This is a genomic window from Streptomyces koelreuteriae (assembly GCF_018604545.1).
GTDB classification, from domain to species: domain Bacteria; phylum Actinomycetota; class Actinomycetes; order Streptomycetales; family Streptomycetaceae; genus Streptomyces; species Streptomyces koelreuteriae.
Window position 1 is genome coordinate 5,636,655 of sequence record NZ_CP075896.1, and the last position, 19,286, is coordinate 5,655,940.

The 19,286-nt window shown below is 71.1% G+C and carries 13 protein-coding genes; 11 read left to right on the top strand and 2 right to left on the bottom strand.

Annotation, left to right across the window (positions count from 1 at the left end; all coding sequences use genetic code 11):
- The first annotated feature begins 112 nt into the window (after positions 1–112).
- The 6 genes from KJK29_RS25440 (at position 113) to KJK29_RS25465 (ending at position 10,589) form a co-directional block, all read left to right on the top strand.
- Positions 113–1,615, top strand: coding sequence for an FG-GAP-like repeat-containing protein (locus KJK29_RS25440; protein WP_215121441.1), 1,503 nt, complete (start codon positions 113–115; stop codon positions 1,613–1,615).
- A complete protein-coding gene (locus KJK29_RS25445) occupies positions 1,612–3,108 on the top strand; it encodes an FG-GAP repeat protein (RefSeq protein ID WP_215121442.1) in 1,497 nt (498 codons plus the stop codon). Before KJK29_RS25440 ends, KJK29_RS25445 begins: the two co-directional genes overlap by 4 nt.
- 168 nt (positions 3,109–3,276) lie before the next feature.
- Complete coding sequence (locus KJK29_RS25450; RefSeq protein WP_215121443.1) at positions 3,277–4,824, top strand: alkaline phosphatase D family protein; 1,548 nt, start codon at positions 3,277–3,279, stop codon at positions 4,822–4,824.
- A gap of 551 nt (positions 4,825–5,375) precedes the next feature.
- On the top strand, positions 5,376–6,872 hold the full coding sequence (locus tag KJK29_RS25455) for a bifunctional cytidylyltransferase/SDR family oxidoreductase (RefSeq protein WP_215121444.1): 1,497 nt from the start codon (positions 5,376–5,378) through the stop codon (positions 6,870–6,872).
- A gap of 202 nt (positions 6,873–7,074) precedes the next feature.
- Complete coding sequence (locus tag KJK29_RS25460; RefSeq protein ID WP_215124454.1) at positions 7,075–9,177, top strand: CDP-glycerol glycerophosphotransferase family protein; 2,103 nt, start codon at positions 7,075–7,077, stop codon at positions 9,175–9,177.
- Between the two features lie 203 nt (positions 9,178–9,380).
- Positions 9,381–10,589: a glycosyltransferase family 2 protein gene (locus KJK29_RS25465; protein ID WP_215121445.1), complete on the top strand. Its 1,209-nt coding sequence runs from the start codon at positions 9,381–9,383 to the stop codon at positions 10,587–10,589.
- Positions 10,590–10,652: 63 nt separating this feature from the next.
- Here KJK29_RS25465 and KJK29_RS25470 read toward each other — a convergent pair whose 3' ends face one another.
- Positions 10,653–12,689, bottom strand: coding sequence for a hypothetical protein (locus KJK29_RS25470; RefSeq protein ID WP_215121446.1), 2,037 nt, complete (start codon positions 12,687–12,689; stop codon positions 10,653–10,655).
- Positions 12,690–12,986: 297 nt separating this feature from the next.
- Between KJK29_RS25470 and proB the strand changes: the two genes are divergently transcribed.
- The 5 genes from proB to KJK29_RS25495 all read left to right on the top strand — a co-directional run bounded on the left by proB (position 12,987) and on the right by KJK29_RS25495 (position 17,991).
- A complete protein-coding gene (gene proB / locus KJK29_RS25475) occupies positions 12,987–14,114 on the top strand; it encodes a glutamate 5-kinase (protein ID WP_215121447.1) in 1,128 nt (375 codons plus the stop codon).
- Positions 14,115–14,247: 133 nt separating this feature from the next.
- Positions 14,248–14,706, top strand: coding sequence for a hypothetical protein (locus KJK29_RS25480; RefSeq protein ID WP_215124455.1), 459 nt, complete (start codon positions 14,248–14,250; stop codon positions 14,704–14,706).
- Positions 14,707–14,810: 104 nt separating this feature from the next.
- Positions 14,811–16,097, top strand: a complete 1,287-nt coding sequence (locus tag KJK29_RS25485) for a glutamate-5-semialdehyde dehydrogenase (RefSeq protein WP_215121448.1) — start codon at positions 14,811–14,813, stop codon at positions 16,095–16,097.
- 158 nt (positions 16,098–16,255) lie between these two features.
- Positions 16,256–16,831 carry an SCO2584 family spore wall biosynthesis protein gene (locus tag KJK29_RS25490; protein ID WP_456115112.1) on the top strand — a complete coding sequence of 192 codons (576 nt, stop codon included), beginning with the start codon at positions 16,256–16,258 and terminating at the stop codon, positions 16,829–16,831.
- A gap of 89 nt (positions 16,832–16,920) precedes the next feature.
- Positions 16,921–17,991, top strand: a complete 1,071-nt coding sequence (locus tag KJK29_RS25495) for an SCO2583 family membrane protein (RefSeq protein WP_215121450.1) — start codon at positions 16,921–16,923, stop codon at positions 17,989–17,991.
- A 26-nt stretch (positions 17,992–18,017) separates the two neighbouring features.
- Here the strand turns inward: KJK29_RS25495 and KJK29_RS25500 are convergent, their stop codons facing one another.
- On the bottom strand, positions 18,018–19,169 hold the full coding sequence (locus KJK29_RS25500; protein WP_215124456.1) for a M48 family metallopeptidase: 1,152 nt from the start codon (positions 19,167–19,169) through the stop codon (positions 18,018–18,020).
- Between the last annotated feature and the right edge of the window lie 117 nt (positions 19,170–19,286).

The following is a 19,286-nucleotide window of genomic DNA, read 5'->3' on the forward strand; positions in this document are numbered from 1 at the left end:
CGACTTTGGTGCAACCAAGTCGTTCTCCAATGTGTCGTACAGGGCAGAGCGGATGAGGATCTTGTTTCTCGCCGTGCAGTAACTGCCCATGCGATCAACGGAGTTGACGTACGTGCCCCAGTCCACGAGCAAGCGCAGGATCGGCCGAGGCATCGGAGTCGCGGCGGCGATCGCCGTCGCCGCCGCCGTCACCGCCCCGGTGGCCGCTCATGCCGTCCCGGCCGCGGACGCCGCCCCCGCCGCCGCTTCGAAGCTCCACGACGACTTCAACGGCGACGGCTATCAGGACCTGGCTGTCGCCGACTCGTACGGCAAGGTCGACGGGAAGGCCCGGGCCGGATACGTGGCCGTCGTGTACGGCTCGGCCAAGGGACTCGACCTCGGCCACAAGCAGGTCATCAGCCAGAACTCCCCGGGCATACCGGGTGCGGCGGAGACCGACGACTACTACGGCGAGGGCATCGCCGCCGGTGACCTCGACGGCGACGGTTACGCCGACCTGGTCGTGGGGGCCCCGAGCGAGGACGTCGGGGACGTCACGGCCGCCGGCACACTCGCCGTGCTGTGGGGCGGGAAGCAGGGCCTGTCCGGCGGCACGGCCGTCGCCACCGGCACCGAGGAGGACCGGGTCGACTCCAAGACCCCGGCGCTCGGAGACTTCGACAACGACGGCCACCTGGACCTCGCCACCGGCAACCGCCTGCTGTCCGGGCCCTTCGACCGCACCGGCGGCGCCGCGAGCAGCCGCACCCTCGCCCTGGAGCCCGCGTACGTCACGGACGACGTGGCCACCGGCGACGTCGACCACGACGGTGTCACCGATCTGGTCGCGCTCATCCACGACGTCAGCGACGACGACATGCACGACCCCGACTACAGGCACCGTCGCGCGGTCTACCTGCGCGGCACACCGGACGGCCTGAGCAAGCCCGTCGAGCTGAAGAACCCCGACGGCACACGCATGCGCGGCGGCGAGCACCTCGGCATCGGTGACGTGGACAAGGACGGGTTCGCCGACCTCGTGATCGGCCGTTCGAACGACGGCTTCGGCGAAACCGACCTGGACGACCCGCTGCTGAAGGGCGGCCAGATCGGCGTGGTGCACGGCTCGGCCGACGGCCCCGACACCTCCCGTACGACGGTCATCACGCAGAACACCCCTGGTGTGCCGGGCGACGCGGAGTGGGCCGACGGCTTCGGCGGGGGCATCTCCGTCGGTGACATCAACGCCGACGGCTACGCGGACGTCTCCACCGGCAGCGCGAGCGAGGCCATCGGAGACGTTTACGCGGCCGGCCAGGTCACCGTCCTGCGCGGCGGCAAGTCCGGGCTGAGCGGCAACGGCGCCTTCAGCATGAGCCAGAACACCAAGAACGTCCCGGGCGAGGCGGAGCAGAACGACTTCTTCGGCGCCGAGACCAAGCTCCTCGACGTCAACGGCGACGGCCGGGCCGAGCTGTTCGCCGGTGCGACCGGTGAGAACCGGGACGGCGGAGTCTGGGCGTTCCCGAACACCGTCAACGCCCCCACCGCCACCGGTTCGGTCAGCTTCGGCGCGGGCACCCTCGGCACGGGCGCGAACGGCTCCGCCCTCGGCTCGGGCTTCACCCGATGAGCGCGCGCTTCCGCTCCCGCCGCGGCCGGCTCGCCATCGCCACCGGCCTCGTCCTCCTCACGGGCGCCCTCGCGGTCCCCGCCGCCCACGCCGCGCCCCCGAGCGCCACGCCGAACGCCGAGCGTCCGCGTGACGACTTCAACGGCGACGGCTACGCCGACCTCGCCACGGCCGCCCCGTCCGCGACCGTCGCCGGTAAGAAGGGCGCCGGTTATGTCGCCGTGCTCTACGGCACGGCGAACGGGCTGTCCACGACGAACCGGCAGGTCTTCAGCCAGAACTCGGCCGGTGTGCCCGGCGACGCCGAGAAGGACGACGCCTTCGGCAGCGCGCTCGGCACCGCCGACCTCGACCGCGACGGGTACGCGGACCTGGTCGTCGGTGTGGGCGGCGAGGACACGGCCGACGGCGGCGCCGAATCCGGCCTGGTCGAGGTCCTGTGGGGCGGCCCGAAGGGGTTGTCCGGCAGCGCCGTGGTGGCCACCGGCAAGGAGTACGACAGCCTCGGCAGCCGGGGCCGTCTGACCGTCGGGGACGTCGACGGCGACGGTGCCGCGGACCTGGTGACCGTGGAGAACCAGTTCTATCTGCGCGTGGTGAGCGGCCCGTTCACCCGGGACGGCGCCACGGCCCGTGAGGATCAGATCCTGAAGGACGAGTTCGACACCCGCGTCCTCGACCTGGCCACCGGCGACGTCAACGGCGACGGTGTCACCGACATCGCCGCCACCCAGAACGACGGCGACGAGTGGGACGCCCGCCGGGTCGTGTACTGGCCGGGCTCCCGGCAGGGACTGAAGCCGTACCTCACCGTGGAAGGCGCCGACGGCCACCGGCTCCAGGGCGGCGAGAACCTCGACGTCGGGGACATCGACCAGGACGGCGTCGACGACATCGTGGTGGGCCGGGCCGTCACCGGGTACGACAGCGACCTCGACAACCCCGCCGTCAAGGGCGGCCGGGTCACCTGGATCCCGGGCACCCCGAACGGACCGGACGGCACCAGGGCCGCGCACCTCAACCAGGACAGCCCCGGGGTGCCGGGCGCCGCCGAGGCGGGCGACGGCTTCGGGACCGACGTCCGCGTCGCCGACGTCAACGGCGACGGCTACCCGGACGTGGCGACCGGGCTGCCCGGTGAGGACCTGGACGGCCTGGCCGACGCGGGCGCGGTCGTCGTGCTGCGCGGCAGCGCGAAGGGGCTCACCGGCACCGGCGCCCAGGTGGTCACGCAGAACACGCCCAACGTGCCGGGCGCCGCCGAGAAGGGCGACGCCTTCGGCTCGGCCGTGCACCTCGCCGACGCGAACCACGACGGCCTGGCCGACCTGGCCGCCGGCGCGGCGGGGGAGAACGCCAAGGCCGGGTCCGTCTGGTACTTCAGGTCCGGCCCGAAGACCGTCGTGAGCCCGAACGGCACCACGACCTTCGGCAACACGCTCCTCGGCACCACCCCCACGGACGCTCGGCTCGGTACGCTCTTCGCCGACTGATCATCCGTCAGACCCGCTGCGGCAACGGCTTGTTCCGGTGCTGGCGGCGGGTCTCTTTTTGTCTGCTTAGTTGTCATGTACGTGAACCCCGGCGTTCAGCGGGCGGGTCGCCCGCGAGCGTGAAGCTTCCCAGAGTCCATGTGGCCAGCGAGGTAAGGGAGTCAGCCGATGACAGCAGGATCGCCCGACCGACGCCGCTTTCTGACCGCCGGCGCCGCGGTGCTCGGCGCCGCCGCCTCCGCCCAGCTGTGGCTCCCGGCCGCCGCCCGCGCGGCCGAGACGCCGCTCCCCGACGGTGTGTTCAGCCTCGGCGTCTCCTCAGGTGACCCGCTGCCTGACGGCATAGTGCTGTGGACCAGGCTCGCCCCCGACCCGCTGAACGGCGGGGGCATGCCCGACCGGGTGGTGCCGGTGGAGTGGCAGCTTGCGGAGGACCACCGGTTCAGAAAGCTCGTCCGCCGGGGCACCGCCCAGGCCCGGCCCGAGTACGGGCACAGCGTTCACGTGGACGTACGCGGGCTGCGCGCGGACCGCAGGTACTGGTACCGCTTCCGCACCAGCGGGCAGCTCTCACCCGTCGGCCGCACCCGCACCGCGCCCCACCCGCACAGCTCCGGTGGCTCCCTGCGCATGGCTCTCGCGTCCTGCCAGAACTGGCAGCACGGCTATTTCACGCCATACGCAGACATGCTCGATCAGGACCCCGACATCGTGGTCTTCGTCGGCGACTACATCTACGAGTCCACGCCCTCGGCGACGGCCCTGCGGCGGCACGAGGGCACCGGTGAGCCGTTCAGCCTCGTCCAGTACCGCAACCGGTACGCGCAGTACCGCACCGACCCGGACCTCGCGGCGATGCACGCGGGCGCGCCCTTCGTGGTGAGCTTCGACGACCACGAGGTGGACAACGACTTCGCGGGCGAGATCCCGCAGGACCCCGACAAACAGCCGCACGACGCGTTCGTGGCCCGGCTGACCGCGGCCTACCAGGCCTTCTACGAGCACATGCCGGTCCGCGCCACCGCCGTCCCCGACGGGCCGCACATCCGGATGCACCGCCGCCTGGAGTTCGGCCGCCTCGCCCGGCTCAACGTCCTGGACACCCGGCAGTACCGCAGCGACCAGGCCACCAGCCAGGCCGGCGCCCAGGACCCGTCGCTGACCATGCTGGGCGCGCAGCAGAAGCGGTGGCTGCTCGACGGGCTCAAGGACTCGCCCGCCCGCTGGAACCTGATCGCCTCCCAGATCATGATGGCCGAGACGGACCTCAAGGTCGGCGAGGGCAAGCTCTGGTTCTACGACGCCTGGGACGGCTACCAGGCCGAACGCAACCAGTTCTCCCAGGAGTTCAAGCAGGTCCGCAACCCCGTGGTGCTCTCCGGGGACCGGCATCTGACGATGATCAGCGACCTCAAGGAGGACTACGCCGACCCGGACTCCGCGGTCGTCGGCGCCGAGTTCGTCGGCACGTCCATCTCCAGCAACGGCGACCAGGACCAGGAGGCGTTCCGCAGGGAGTGGGACCCGCGCCGCCCCGACAACCCGCACTGGAAGCTGCTCGACGCCCACCGCGGCTACCACCTCTTCGACATCGACCGCGACGGCATCGACGCGCAGGTGAGGGTGGTCGACACCGTGCGGCAGCCGACCTCGGTGCCGAGCACGCTGGCGAAGCTGCGGGTCGAGGCGGGCCGGCCGGGCGTCGAGGTGGTCTGACGGCCTTTTGAGCAGGGAGCCGGACGGGAGCCCGGGACTCATCGGAGTCCCGGGCTCTTCCGTCTCTTCCCTTACCCCGACCGAGATCGAAATGCTGCGCAATCTTTACCGATAATTCCGCGGCAATGGGCGGCTGAACGAGCGGTATTCGACTTGTCCGCGACGATGCGCCGACGCTTATGAAGAACGCGTGCCGCCCCGTGCCCGGGAAGGTGAAGACCGGCCCGTGACGACTGACACGGCCCTCGGGTGCGACGCGCCGCCGCCAAGACGCGTACCGTGCACCAGACATCGTCCCCGACATCGCTCAAGGAACTGGTGAAGGCCCTCCTGTCGCCGCGGTCTCACGCGGCTCTGACGCCGCTGTGCTCCTGTGGAGTTACTCACAGCGCATTTCGAGGGTCTTCACGGAGTCGTCTCACCAATCACCGGCACTCCCAGGTGAATGACAGGTTGCGCGCACATATGTGGCGAAGGTCGCTCACCTTGCACTGCGGTAACCACAAGTGGGACCATTTCCAAGTTCCCTGTCGCCCCGAGGTAGGTCACCTGTGTCCCAGCACATAGCCAAGCCCCGTACCACCGCAGTGATCCTGGCTGGTGGTACCGGTCAGCGCGTTGGTCTGTCGATCCCCAAGCAGCTGCTGAAGATCGCCGGCAAGGCAGTCATCGAGCACACGCTGACCACCTTCGAGAACGCCGACTCGATCGACGACGTCATCGTGCTGATGGCGCAGGGCTACGTGCCCGACGTCGAGAAGATCGTGGCCAAGGCCGGATTCAAGAAGGTCTCGAAGGTCATCGAGGGCGGCTCCACGCGGAACGAGACCACCGAGCGCGCCATCGCCGCCCTCGGTGAGGGCCTGGCCGAGGGCGAGGACGCCAACGTCCTCTTCCACGACGCCGTGCGCCCCCTGCTGTCGCAGCGCGTCATCGACGACTGCGTCGTCGCGCTGGAGCGCTTCCAGGCCGTCGACGTGGCCATCCCGTCCGCGGACACCATCATCGTCACGCGCACGCACGGCGAGGACGGCGAGTTCATCACCGAGATCCCGGACCGCTCCCGGCTGCGCCGCGGCCAGACCCCGCAGGCCTTCAAGCTGTCCACGATCAAGCGTGCCTACGAGGTCGCCTCGAACGACCCCAACTTCCAGGCCACCGACGACTGCTCCGTCGTGCTCAAGTACCTGCCGGACGTGCCGATCCACGTCGTCGCGGGTGACGAGTACAACATGAAGGTCACGCAGCCCGTCGACGTCTTCATCGCCGACAAGCTCTTCCAGCTCGCCTCGACCGCCGCGCCGGAGCAGGTCTCCGAGGAGGCCTACCGCGAGCTCCTCACCGGCAAGACCATGGTCGTCTTCGGCGGCTCCTACGGCATCGGCAAGGACATCGGCGAGCTCGCCGAGTCCTACGGCGCCAAGGTCTACGCGCTCGGCCGCTCCACCACCGGCACCCACGTGGAGAACCCGGAGGAGGTCGACGACGCGCTGTCCAAGGCGTACGCCGAGACCGGCCGCATCGACTACGTGGTGAACACCGCGGGCGTGCTGCGCATAGGCAAGCTCGCCGAGACCGACAACGCCACCATCGAGGAGGCGCTGAAGGTCAACTACCTGGCCCCGGTCCAGATCGCCCGCTCCTCGTACAAGTACCTGTCCGAGACCAAGGGCCAGCTGCTGCTGTACACCTCCAGCAGCTACACCCGCGGCCGCGCCGAGTACAGCCTGTACTCCTCGACCAAGGCCGCCATGGTGAACCTCACCCAGGCCCTGTCCGACGAGTGGGCCGGCGATGGTGTCCGCGTCAACTGCATCAACCCCGAGCGCACCGCCACCCCCATGCGCACCAAGGCCTTCGGCCAGGAGCCCTCGGGTTCCCTGCTGTCGTCCGAGGCCGTGGCCCGCACCTCGCTCGACGTGCTGCTGTCCGAGCTGACCGGCCACGTCATCGACGTCCGCCAGCAGGACCCGACGGCCGGCGCGGCCCGGGCGTCCGGCTTCGAGCAGGCGCTCGCCACGGTTCTGGACCGGCAGGACGGCGTGTAATAATTGCCGCCAAATAGACCCCGGTAATTCAGGCCTCTGCGGTCTCCTGTTCACGACGTTCGTCGACAGGAGAGTTCGCAGGGGCCTGAATCCATACCGTCCCGCGAATATTCACAGACCAGCCGCAATTCCGAACCAGACCGGCACACCCCTCCCAAGAGCAGGTTTCTCCGTGATATCCACCGCTATTCGCGTCGCCCGGGTGGGCAGTGCGGCCCAGCTGGCCGCGGCGGTCCTCATGATGGCGGGCTACCCCGCCCTCATGCTGGCCGCGCTCGTCCCGAGCGTTCCCGCCTTCGCGGCAGCGGCCGCCGTGACGTACCTGGCGGACCACTATCTGCACCGCAAGAGCAGCTATCTGATCAACCGCCTCAGCAAGGTGCGGGCGGGCCTGTCGATCCGCTTCCTGATCCGGCAGCTCCTCCTCGTCCTGCTGCTGGCCCGGCTGTCCCTCGCGGACAACCTGATCTACTACGGGGCGATCGCCTGCTTCATCGCCTTCTACGGTCTGCAGGCCCCGCACGGCGCGCTGGTGCAGCTGATCCGCAACCGCCGCCGTATGCCGGTCGCCACCCGCAACGTCGACCTGAAGTCGCGCATCCGCATCCCGGACGCCCCGCCGCGCAAGCTGCTGCACCGCTCCGCCGAGAAGATGCTGCACATCGACCTCTTCGCGGTCGCCGGCATCCTGCTCGCCGCGCAGGTGAAGTCCGCTCTCGTCGGCTTCGTCGGCATCGGCATCACGGTCGCCCTCGGCGTGCTGTACGTGCTGGCGCTCGTGCCGTTCGTGCGCGGCCGGAAGATCCCGCCGAAGGCCGACACGGTCCTGGCCGCCGTCGACGACTGGCTGGGCGAGTACCAGCCGGAGACGGTCCTGTACTTCTCCGGTTCGAAGGACTCCGCCTACCAGGTCAACATGTGGCTGGACACCATGGAGAACCTGGACTCCAAGCCGCTGATCATCCTGCGTGAGCGGGCCATCCTGAACAATCTGGCGCCCACCACGGTCCCGGTCGTCTGCGTGCCCGGAGGGGTGCACCTGATGAACATGGACCTGTCCACGGTGCGGGTCGCGCTCTACGCGGCCAACGTCGGCAAGAACATCCACATGCTGCGCGTGCCCACGATCAAGCACGTCTTCATCGGCCACGGCGACAGCGACAAGCTCGCCAGCGTCAACCCGTACAGCAAGGTCTACGACGAGGTGTGGACGGCCGGCCGCGCGGGCCGCGACCGCTACGCCATCGCCGACGTCGGTGTCCGCGACGACGACATCGTCGAGGTCGGCCGCCCCCAGCTCGCCCCGATCCAGACCTGGCAGGGCGTGCCCGACGGCCGCATCCCGACCGTGCTCTACGCCCCCACCTGGGAGGGCTGGGACGGCAACCCGGGCAACACCTCGGTCGTCCTGGCCGGCGAGAACATCGTGCGGCAGCTCGTGCAGGCCGACCCGCCGGTCCGCGTCCTGTACAAGCCGCACCCGTTCACCGGCAACGTGAGCAAGGAGGCCGGCGCCGCCCACCAGCGCATCACCGCCCTGGTGCGCAAGGCCGCCGCCGAGCGCGCCCTCGACACGCGCTTCGCCGCCGACACGGCCGTCCAGGCCGACGCCAAGGCCGAGCTGGCCCGTATCGAGGCCCGGCTCGCGCAGCTGTCCGGCTCCGGCGGCGAGCGCCGCGACGAGGCCGAGGCCACCCGTGACGGGCAGGTCGACATCGCCCGGCACGAGGAGGTCGCCCGGCTGCGCCGCGAGTGGAACGACGCCTACTGGCGTTCCTTCCCCGCCTGGGAGCACCGCGTCATCACCGGCGCCGACCCGCGGCTGTACGACTGCTTCAACGTCTCCGACGCGATGGTTTCCGACATCTCCAGCGTGGTCTCCGACTTCATCGCGAGCGGCAAGCCGTACGCGGTCACCGACTCCGCCGAGGTGGGCGTCGAGGAGTTCAAGCGGAACAACACGGCGGTGCGCGCCGCGGTGATCCTGTCCAACAGCGCGGCCGAGCTGCCCGAGCTGCTCGCCGCTGTCCGCGACCGGGCCGCCGATCCGCTGGCCGAGGACCGCAAGGAGCTCAAGCAGTACCTGCTGGGCCCGGACGAGCCGACCTCGCTCGTCCAGTTCAACACCGCCGTCGCGGACCTCGCCCTCAAGGCCGAGACGCGCAACGTCGGCCAGGAGTCACGGGTGGCGGCCGCCCTGGCCGATGCCGAGGTCGACCCCGAGGCCGACGCCGAGCTGGCGAACGCCGTGCCCGGGCAGCGGGCGGCCGCGGCCGGTGACACGGACGGTGTCGGCGCGGGCTGACCCACCGGCTGATCAAGGGCTCGGTCCCCGAGGAAGACCTTCCTCGGGGACCGAGCCCTTTCGCGTGCCCGCCGCCTGTCGATTCATCGTGTGACCTGTCCCACTAACACGTGCGTGCGAGGCAACCGCTTGCCCTGATCACCCGTCTACCAAGTAGCGAATGAGGCGATACGGGGGGAATATCCCATTGACTAGGGGGAAACGTGACCGTTGCGCAGCCTGATGTGAGTGTGATCATCGGGGCGTACGAAGCGATGCCGTATCTGATCGAGTGCCTCTCGTCCGTCGAGGCACAGACCATCGATCCGACGCGCGTCGAGGTCATCGCGGTGGACGACGGATCGACGGACGGCACGGGGGAGTACCTGGAGGAGTTCGCCGCGCGCGCACCCATGAACGTCCTGGTGATCCGTCAGGAGAACTCCGGCGGCCCCAGCGGCCCGCGCAACGTCGGCCTGGGCAAGGCGACCGGGCGCTATGTCTTCTTCCTCGACGCCGACGACCGGCTCGGCCCCGAGGCCCTGGAGCGGATGGTCGCCATGGCCGACCGGGCGGGCACGGACGTCGTCCTCGGCAAGGTCGAGGGCGTCAACCGCTCCGCGCCGAAGTCCATGTGGGGCAAGACGGTGGAGCGGACCGACGTCTTCTCCTCCAACATCAAGTTCACGCTCAGCGCGCAGAAGCTGTTCCGCCGCGAGCTGCTGGACCGGCACGGCATGCGGTTCGACGAGTCGCTGTTCACCGGCGAGGACGCGCTGTTCACCATGGAGGCGTATCTGCGGGCGGACGGCGTCTCCGTGGTCGCCGACCACACCTGCTACTACCTGGTCGGCCGCGACGACGGCAAGCACGTGACCAAGAGCGGCAGTTACGCGCTGCGGTTCGACTCCGCGCGGGCCTTGATGAACCTCATCGCCGAGCATGTCCCCGCGGGTGGCCGGCGCGACCAGCTCATGCTGCGGCCGTTACTCGTCACGCTGCTGCCGCAGTTCGGGCCCAAGTACCTCACGGACAGCGAGGAGATCCGTCGGCACAAGTTCGAGCTGGCCAAGCCTCTGCTGGACGCCCACTGGACCGAGGGAGCCGCCCAGCGCCTCAGGGTCCACGAGCGGCTGCGGCTGCATCTGGTCGCCGAGCAGCGGCCCGAGCTGCTCGTCGAGGTCGTGAAGTTCGTCAAGGCCAAGAAGCAGGCGGCGGCGCTCCTGGAGCGCAAGGGCCGCCGCGTCTACCTGGCCTACCCGCACTTCCGCGACCGCGACGCCGGCATCCCCGACTCGGTGTACCTCGCCGAGCCGCGCGAGGCCCGGGCCTTCCCGGGCTACCGCGAGGGCGGCGCCCACACGTTCGTACGCCGGGCGGTGCGCAAGGCGCGGCGGGTGCTGACGCCGCGTGAGGTGCGGTCGGCGGCGTGAACACGGGCGCGGGGGCCGGCTTTCGCCCGGCCCCCGCGTTCGTCCCGCATCCGTACCGGCCGCTCAGCGCGGTGCGGCCGGGAGCGTCGTCTCCGTGCGCTGGCCGGGCAGTTCCGCCGTCAGCCGCTCCGCCACCCGTTCCCGGTGTTCCAGGGCCCTGCCGCACAGCTCCCGCACGGCCGTGTCGAACCGCTCCTGCGACGACGGCTCGGCCGGGCCCAGCAGCCGCAGCTTCAACGCGGCCCGTGCCTCGCCCAGTTCGTCCTTCTCCGGGTGCCGGACCGCCTCCAGCAGGGCCGGCACCCCGCCCGCGTCCGGCGACAGCACCGTCGCCGCCACCACCGTCGGGAACGCCGTACGGAACGCGTCCTCGCTCAGCCCGCTGGTGTTCGCCACCGCGTACGGCTTCTCGCTCGCCAGGAAGTCGCTGATCACGCTCGACACATCGCTGACCAGCAGGTCGGCCACGTCGAAGCAGGAGTACAGCGCGGGCCGGACGTCCGTGATGATCTGGTGCTCGCCCTCCGGCAGCGAGGCCCAGTACGCCTCCTCCCAGGCCGCCGTCGCCCGCGCCACCGCCTCGGCCCGGCCCGGCTCCGGCGCCGACTGCACCCGCATGCGCTCCACCGTGTCGGCCCCCGCGCGGAAGTCGGTCGTGGTGAGGCGGTCCAGCTCCCGCGTGAGACGGTCGAGTCCGGCGTCGCCCGAGGGGCGTGGCCCCGTCCGCTCCCGGTTCGCCGCCCGGATCAGCTCCCGGATCCGCAGATCGGCCGCGCCCGCGCGCGGGTCCACCGACCCCGTCAGCGGATGCGGCTTGTACAGCAGCCGCACGCCCGGGTCGGCGAGCAGCGCCCGCACCAGGTTCTCGCCGGCCGCGATCACCGAGGTGTTGCCGGGGTTGCCGTCCCAGCCCTCCCAGGTCGGCGCGTACAGGACGGTCGTCCAGGCGCCGGCCGGCGGGCCCGCGTACGGCCGTACGGCGTCCAGTTGCGGGCGGCCGGTCTCCACCACGTCCTTGTCCTCGACGCCCACCTCGGCCAGCGCGTACCGCTCGCGCGCGGCGGGCCCGGCCACCCACACCTCGTCGTAGGCCTTCGCGTACGGGTTGCACGAGGACAGCTTGTCGCTCTCGCCGTGGTTGACGAAGGTGTGCTTGATCGTGGGGATGCGCAGCACCTGGGAGGTCTTGCCGGAGTTCGACGGGTGGACGAGGACCTGCAGCGTGGAGTGCTCCAGCCGCATCAGCGTCGACACCTTCGGCAGGCACACGATCGGGATGTCCGTCGCCGCGATCTTCTGCGTCATGAACCGCTCGCGCAGCACGATGACCGGCCTGCCGTCCCCCCGCGCGAGGGGCTCCAGCCACATGTTCGCCTGATAGGCCGAGGCGGCGCCGCCGGAGAAGTACAGACCGACGGTGGGCCGGTACGCGGCCAGCCACGCGTCGAACCAGTCGAGCACCTCCTGCTCGCCGGCCGGGCGGCGGCCCGGCAGCAGCCGCAGCAGCAGCGCGCCGAGGCCGGTCAGCGCGAGGAGGAGGGAGAGCGCGATGCCGACCGCCGCGTACACCGGCTCGTCGCCCGGGGCGGCGGCCAGCAGCCCGGCCGTCGCGGGCAGGCCGAACACCAGCAGCCGGTGGCCGGGGCGGCGCAGCAGCAGGGCCGGGGCCGGGGACAGCCGCAGCGCCGAGGCGTCGATGTTCCGGGTCACCACCGGCAGGGTGCGGGTCCGGCGCACCAGGACGGAGACCGCCTGGATCGCGCAGTGCAGTACGTAGAAGGCGAGCAGCCCGGCCACCAGCGGGACGTACACCGTCTCCCGGTCCTGTTCGCCGAGCCGCAGCAGGCCCACGACCAGCAGCAGATCGCGCAGGACGTGCCGCACGGTGATGTCCGCGTGCGACTTGGCGAACAGCGACAGCACCCCGCGCTGCCACCGCAGCAGGGCGCCCTCGGTGGCCAGGGAGACGGCGGTCGCGGCGAGCAGCAGCGGTACGTGGGGCAGCAGCGCCGCGACCGCCTGTGCGGCGAACGCGGCGGCCAGGACGAGGGTGACCAGCCCCTTCAGCAGGACCGGTGGACGGGGGAGAGGTACGGGCACTGCGGTCACTCCAGGAGCGTCGGGTGTCGGCGCAGGTCGGCCGTACGGGTTAACGCGCGGCGACCTCCTGACGACACGCGCGTGTCGCCGGAGCGTAGGGAGCCTGTCGGCCCGCTGTGACGTCGGACCGTAGCGGAAGATCGCGTTCCTGTCTTCGGCCGGGACGGAACTCCTACGCGGCCGTCGTCCGTGACGCGGGCGGCACCGTCCGTAGCGTGGACCGGCGCCGCGCCGGGTCTCGCCGTCCCGTAGATTTCCTGGTGAGGGACCGAATCGACGCGAGGGGCGGACGGGGACGTGGCAGGGGCAAGACAGGCCGTGGGCGAGGCCCGCAGAATCGTCGTCAAGGTCGGTTCCTCCTCGCTGACCACCGCCTCGGGCGGCCTGGACGCGGACCGCGTGGACGCGCTGGTCGACGTGCTCGCCAAGATCCGCAGCGGCGGGGAGCGGGAGATCGTGCTGGTCTCCTCGGGTGCCATCGCGGCCGGACTCGCCCCGCTGGGCCTGCGCCGCCGCCCCAAGGACCTCGCCCGGCAGCAGGCCGCCGCCAGCGTCGGCCAGGGCCTGCTCGTCGCCCGCTACACCGCCTCCTTCGCCCGCTACGGCGTCCGCGTCGGCCAGGTGCTGCTGACCTCCGACGACATGAGCCGCCGCGCCCACCACCGCAACGCCTCGCGCACCCTCGACAAGCTGCTGGCGATGGGCGCCTTCCCGATCGTCAACGAGAACGACACCGTCGCCACGGACGAGATCCGCTTCGGCGACAACGACCGCCTCGCCGCCCTGGTCGCCCACCTCGTCCACGCCGACCTGCTGGTCCTGCTGTCCGACGTGGACGGGGTCTACGACGGCGACCCGGCGCGGCCCGGCACGTCCCGCATCGCCGAGGTGCGCGAGCCGTCCGACCTCGCGCACGTCGAGATCGGCAGCGCGGGCAAGGCCGGCGTCGGCACCGGCGGCATGGTCACCAAGGTCGAGGCCGCCCGGATCGCCACCGGCGCCGGTGTGCCCGTCGTGCTCACCAGCGCCATCCACGCGGCCGACGCCCTGACCGGCGAGGACACCGGCACCTTCTTCCACCCCACCGGCAAGCGCTCCGCCGACCGGCTGCTCTGGCTCCAGCACGCGTCCACCCCGCAGGGCGCGCTGACCCTGGACGACGGTGCCGTCCAGGCCGTCGTGGACCGCCGCAAGTCGCTGCTGCCGGCCGGGATCGCCGCCGTCGAGGGCGAGTTCAGCGCCGGCGACCCGGTCGAACTGCGGGACGCCACGGGACGGGCCGTGGCCCGGGGGCTCGTCAATTTCGACGCCAAGGAGATCCCCCGGCTGATCGGCCGCTCCACCCGCGAGCTGGCCCGCGAACTCGGGCCCGCGTACGAACGCGAGGTCGTACACAGGGACGACCTGGTGGTCCTCCACCCGTAATGGGCCGAAACATCCGCCCCCGGTGGTGGACGTTCCGCAAAACCGCCACGCGATCTCCCGCGGCCTGCTGAACTTTGTCCCAGGGCAATATTCCGCAGGAGCACCACTGTGCAAAGGAGGCGTCGTGAGACGAGTGCGCCCTGGGGCCACGGCGTCCCGTGGTGGTGCAGGCTCCCGCGCGGCCGGTGACGAGCGCGCCCTGACCAGCGTGGCGGCCGGTGACCGGTTCCAGGGCGAGGAACCCGCCGACATCCCGCGCCTGTGGCACGTCACCCTCAGCGTCTCCGGCCGGGAGGCCCCGCTCCCCGAGGTACGGCGCGCCCTGGAACAGCTCGCCCACGACCATCCCTTCCTCCTGACCAGCCGCTACGCGGTCGACCACGCGGAGATCCGCTACTGGGAGGAGGCCCGCGACCTGCACGACGCGGCCGCCGTAGCCCTGCGCCTGTGGGGCGAACACCGGCAGACCGCCGGACTGCCGCCCTGGGAGATCGTCGGCCTTGAGGTCATCGACCGCGCGACCTACCACCAGCGCATCGCCGAGGGGTACGGACCGCCACCGGCGTCCCCGGTCGGAGTCCACCCGTTCTGACCCGGCCCACCCTGGTCCAGGAGGCGTCTCGGGAGCGCCCCGGGGGTGTCTCGGGGTGTGAAACGAACGATGAACGGATCCGCCCGGCGCACTACGCTTCCCTCATGACCACGCTCTCTCCGTACGACTCGATGTCCCCGGTCACCGAGGCCGCCTACCGCGCCAAGGCCGCCGCCGCGAGCCTCGCGCCGCTGCCGCGGGCCGACAAGGACGACGCGCTCCTCGCCATCGCGGACGCGCTGGAGGTCCGTACGAGCGAGATCGTCGAGGCCAACGCCAAGGACGTCGCCAAGGCCCGCGAGGCCGGCATCAGCGAAGGCATGATCGACCGGCTCACCCTCACCCCCGAGCGGGTCCGCGCCATCGCCTCCGACGTGCGCGACGTCGCGGCGCTGCCCGACCCGGTCGGCGAGGTCGTCCGCGGCTCCACGCTGCCCAACGGCATCGACCTGCGCCAGGTCCGCGTGCCGCTCGGCGTCGTCGGGATCATCTACGAGGGCCGCCCGAACGTCACCGTCGACGCCGCCGCCCTCTGCCTGAAGTCCGGCAACGCCGCCCTGCTGCGCGGCTCCTCCTCGGCCTACCAGTCGAACACCGCCCTCGTGCGCGTCCTGCGCGACGCCGTGGGCGGGGCCGGGCTGCCCGCCGACGCCATCCAGCTCGTCCCCGGCGAGAGCCGCGACAGCGTCCGCGAGCTGATGCGCGCCCGCGGCCTGGTCGACGTGCTCATCCCGCGCGGCGGCGCCTCCCTGATCAACACGGTCGTGCAGGAGTCCACCGTCCCGGTCATCGAGACCGGCACCGGCAACTGCCACGTCTACGTCGACGCCGCCGCCGACCTCGACATGGCCGTCGAGATCCTGATCAACTCCAAGGCCCAGCGGGTCGGCGTCTGCAACGCCGCCGAGACCCTCCTGGTCCACCAGGACATCGCCGCCGAGTTCCTGCCCCGCGCCCTGGAGGCCCTCGCGGGCGCCGGGGTGACCGTGCACGCCGACGAGCGCGTCCAGGCCCTCGCCAAGGACTCCAAGGCGACCGTCGTCGAGGCGACGGCGGAGGACTGGGAGCGGGAGTACCTGTCGTACGACATCGCCGCGGCCGTCGTGGACTCCCTGGACAAGGCCGTCGAGCACATCCGGCTGTGGACCTCCGGCCACACCGAGGCCATCGTCACGACCTCCCAGCAGGCCGCCCGCCGCTTCACCCAGCTGGTCGACTCGACCACCGTCGCCGTGAACACCTCCACCCGCTTCACCGACGGCGGCCAGTTCGGCTTCGGCGCGGAGATCGGCATCTCCACGCAGAAGCTGCACGCCCGCGGCCCCATGGGCCTGCCGGAGCTGACCAGCACGAAGTACATCGTGACCGGCGACGGGCACGTGCGCCGCTGAGCGCCTCCCGCGTGACCAGGTGCGGCAGCGCATATGCGTGCGGCAGGGGCGGACCGGTGGGGCGCGCGCCGTGCGGAGCCCCGTGAACGCCGTCTCAACCGGCGGATGAATTTCCATACCGTCTGCCCAAATTGACCCCCCAGGTCTACTCTGGATCCGTGCCGGAGGACGTGGGGGGCACGCCGTTCCAGGACGGCTGGGAGCCCGACGACGACCAGGACCGCGGGGTGTCGGACGAAGAGTTCGCCTCCGTGGTCTTCGACGAGGCCTTCGTACGCGCGGCCGTGGTGCACGAGCCGACCGCCGTGGAACGCCTCCTTGCCGCCGCACAGGCGAGAGCCGAGGCCTCCGAAGCGGAGGCGCGCCGCGCCCACACCAGAGGCGAGCGCTACGACGACGGGTACGGCTCCGAGGGACACGGCGATTTCGGCCATGATCCCGACCTCGACGAGCTGGACGACCCCGACGTCCTCGAGGATCGCTACGGCGGCACGGGCCCGTACGGCAAGCAGGTCCGCTGGCACCGCCCCGTCGCCTGGCTGCTCGCCCTCGTGATGGGCATCGGCATGGTCGCGCTGGCCTTCACGGCGGTCTACCGGGGCGCGTCCTCGAACCGCCAGGAGCCCGTGCCGGCGCCCACCTCGACCGGGCTGGAACAGAGCGGTGGCGCGACCCCCTCGGCGTCCGCCGACTACACCGGGCCCGCCGTCTCGGTGATCCCGCGCACCCCCTGACCGGAACCCGCCTGTCCTGGTGAGAACCTGTCAGAACTTGTCATGGAGCGGGGCGTTTACCTGACCTTCCGGAGACCTACCCTGAAGATATGGGCGGGCCTGGAGACCCACCTGAGGGGGCGCCCGAAGGGGCTCCCGGAGGTGGAGAGGACGAGTATCGATCCGTCGTCTTCGACGAATCGTTCATCCGTGCTGCCCGCCTCCAGGAATTCTCAGCCCAGGAGCGCATCGCCGACCACGCGCCCGCCGTGCGCCGCCGCCCGCCCCTGCGCCGGGGTCTGTCCCGGCAGGCACTGGTCCTGGTCCTGCTGATCGCCATCGCCTTCGGCACCGCGATCTACATGGGGGTACGGCACCCCTACCAGACCCCAGCCGCCCAGGAGCCCGCCGAGCCGCTGCGGATGACCGTCATCCCGCTCGCCCCCGAGGGCAAGGTGCCCGGCACGCCCGACCCGGCCTACTTGTACGAGCACAGCCCCGCCGCACAGTTCAAGAGCGGCGCGGAGGGTGTGCCGCTGCCCGCCTCCCGGCGCACCGCGCACTTCTCGGACAGCCAGGTCGTCTCCGCCCTGTCCACCGCCAAGGACTACATCGTCCGCTCCGCCCTCGACCCGGAGGTGCTCACCGGCGGTGAGGTCCGGGCGGTCCGTGTCCTGCTCGACCCCGATCAGCTCGGCCAGTTCGACCAGAGCTTCTCCCGCCCCACCGCGGACGGACGCCACGCGCCCACGGGCTGGCTGGTCCGCTTCGACCCCACCCGCGCGGAGCTGGCCGACCGCAAGGTGCGGGTCCAGGGCACGCTGCAGGCGGCCGAGGCCGACTCGTCCACGCTCGAGGTCACCGCCGACCACACCTTCGTGTACGCGCTGCGGCCGGCCGGGGCCGACGACAAGGCCGAGGTGTCCCTGTTCACCGTCCGGCGCGAGCTGCACTTCCGCTTCGACCGCGACGACCTGCGCCTGCACCAGGGCCAGCTCGTCGTCTCCTACGTCCAGGCCGGGCCGCTCTCCTGCGCCGAGGACTCCACGAACCATCTGCGCCCCCTCCTGGCCGGCCAGACGGCCAAGGAGGGCGGCCCCGCCGGCACGGACCCCTATGCCACGGGCAGTGCGACGGCCCTGTGCGGTTCCTTGGCGACGAGCGCGCAGCCGAAGGTGTGAGACGGGGGCGGGGCTGCTCGGGCGCCTCAGCCCTTGTCGCGCGGCGGCTGGTCGTCCCCCGGGGAGTCCGACGTACCCGGTGTCTGCGGACCCTGCGGACCCTGCGGACCCTGCGGGTCCTGTGGCGCCTCGGGAGCGGAGTTCGTGAAGCCGCCGAAGCCCCGGCGGACGCGGTCGCCCAGGTCACCGGCGCCGCCGGCGAGGTCCGTGACCAGCTTCATCAGCGGGTCCTTGGAGCTCTTCACATGGCTCGTGTAGTGGTTCGCCGAGTCCCGCCAGGAGTCCCGGACCGAGGTGTCCTTGTCCTCGTCGCGCCGCGGGTAGTGGCCGTCCATGATCCGCTGGTAGTCCCGCGACTCGGCCCACTTCTTCAGCTCGGCCGCGCGCACGGTGGTGAAGGGGTGGGAGCGGGGCAGCACGTTCAGGATCTTCAGCACGGAGTCCCGCAGGTCGCCCCCGGCCTCGTACTCCTCGGCCTGGGCGAGGAAAGCGTCCACGTTCATCTCGTGCAGGTGGTTGCCGCCCGCGATCTTCATCAGGCCCCGCATGGAGGCCGTCAGGTCCTGCCCGACCAGCAGCCCGGCCCGGTCCGCCGACAGCTCCGACTTGCGGAACCACTCCCGCAGCCCGGTCACGATCGCCATGATCGCGAGGTTGCCCAGCGGGATCCAGGCGACCCGGACGGCGAGGCTGGTCAGGAACAGCAGGATCGTCCGGTAGACCGAGTGGCCGGACAGCGCGTGCCCCACCTCGTGGCCGACGACCGCCCGCATCTCCTCCTCGTCGAGCAGCTCGACGAGGCCGGTGGTGACGACGATGATCGGCTCGTCCAGGCCGATGCACATCGCGTTCGGCGTCGGGTCCTGGTTCACGTACATCGGCGGGACCTTCTCCAGGTCCAGGATGTAGCAGGCGTCCCGAAGCATCACGTTCAGATGGGAGAACTGCTGGTCCGAGACGCGCACCGAGTCGGAGAGGAACAGCAGCCGGAGACTGCGCTCGGGCAGCAGACCGCTGAGCGCCTTGAACACCGTGTCGAAACCGCTCAGCTTGCGCAGCGCCACCAGGGCGGAGCGGTCGGCCGGATGCTCGTACGTGCGCGAGGAGATTCCGGGGAAGCGCCTGCGCTGCCTGCTGGGCACGTGCTCGTGCCCGCTGTGCTCGTGGCCGTCGGACATGTCTTCCCCCATGCGTCTGTGTGACCTTTGCGGCCCCTTGTGCGGCCTTTTGCTTCCCCGAGGCAGAGCCCAGCCTAGGCGGAGTTACGGTGGTCGGGCAGTACAGCGAAGGGAACC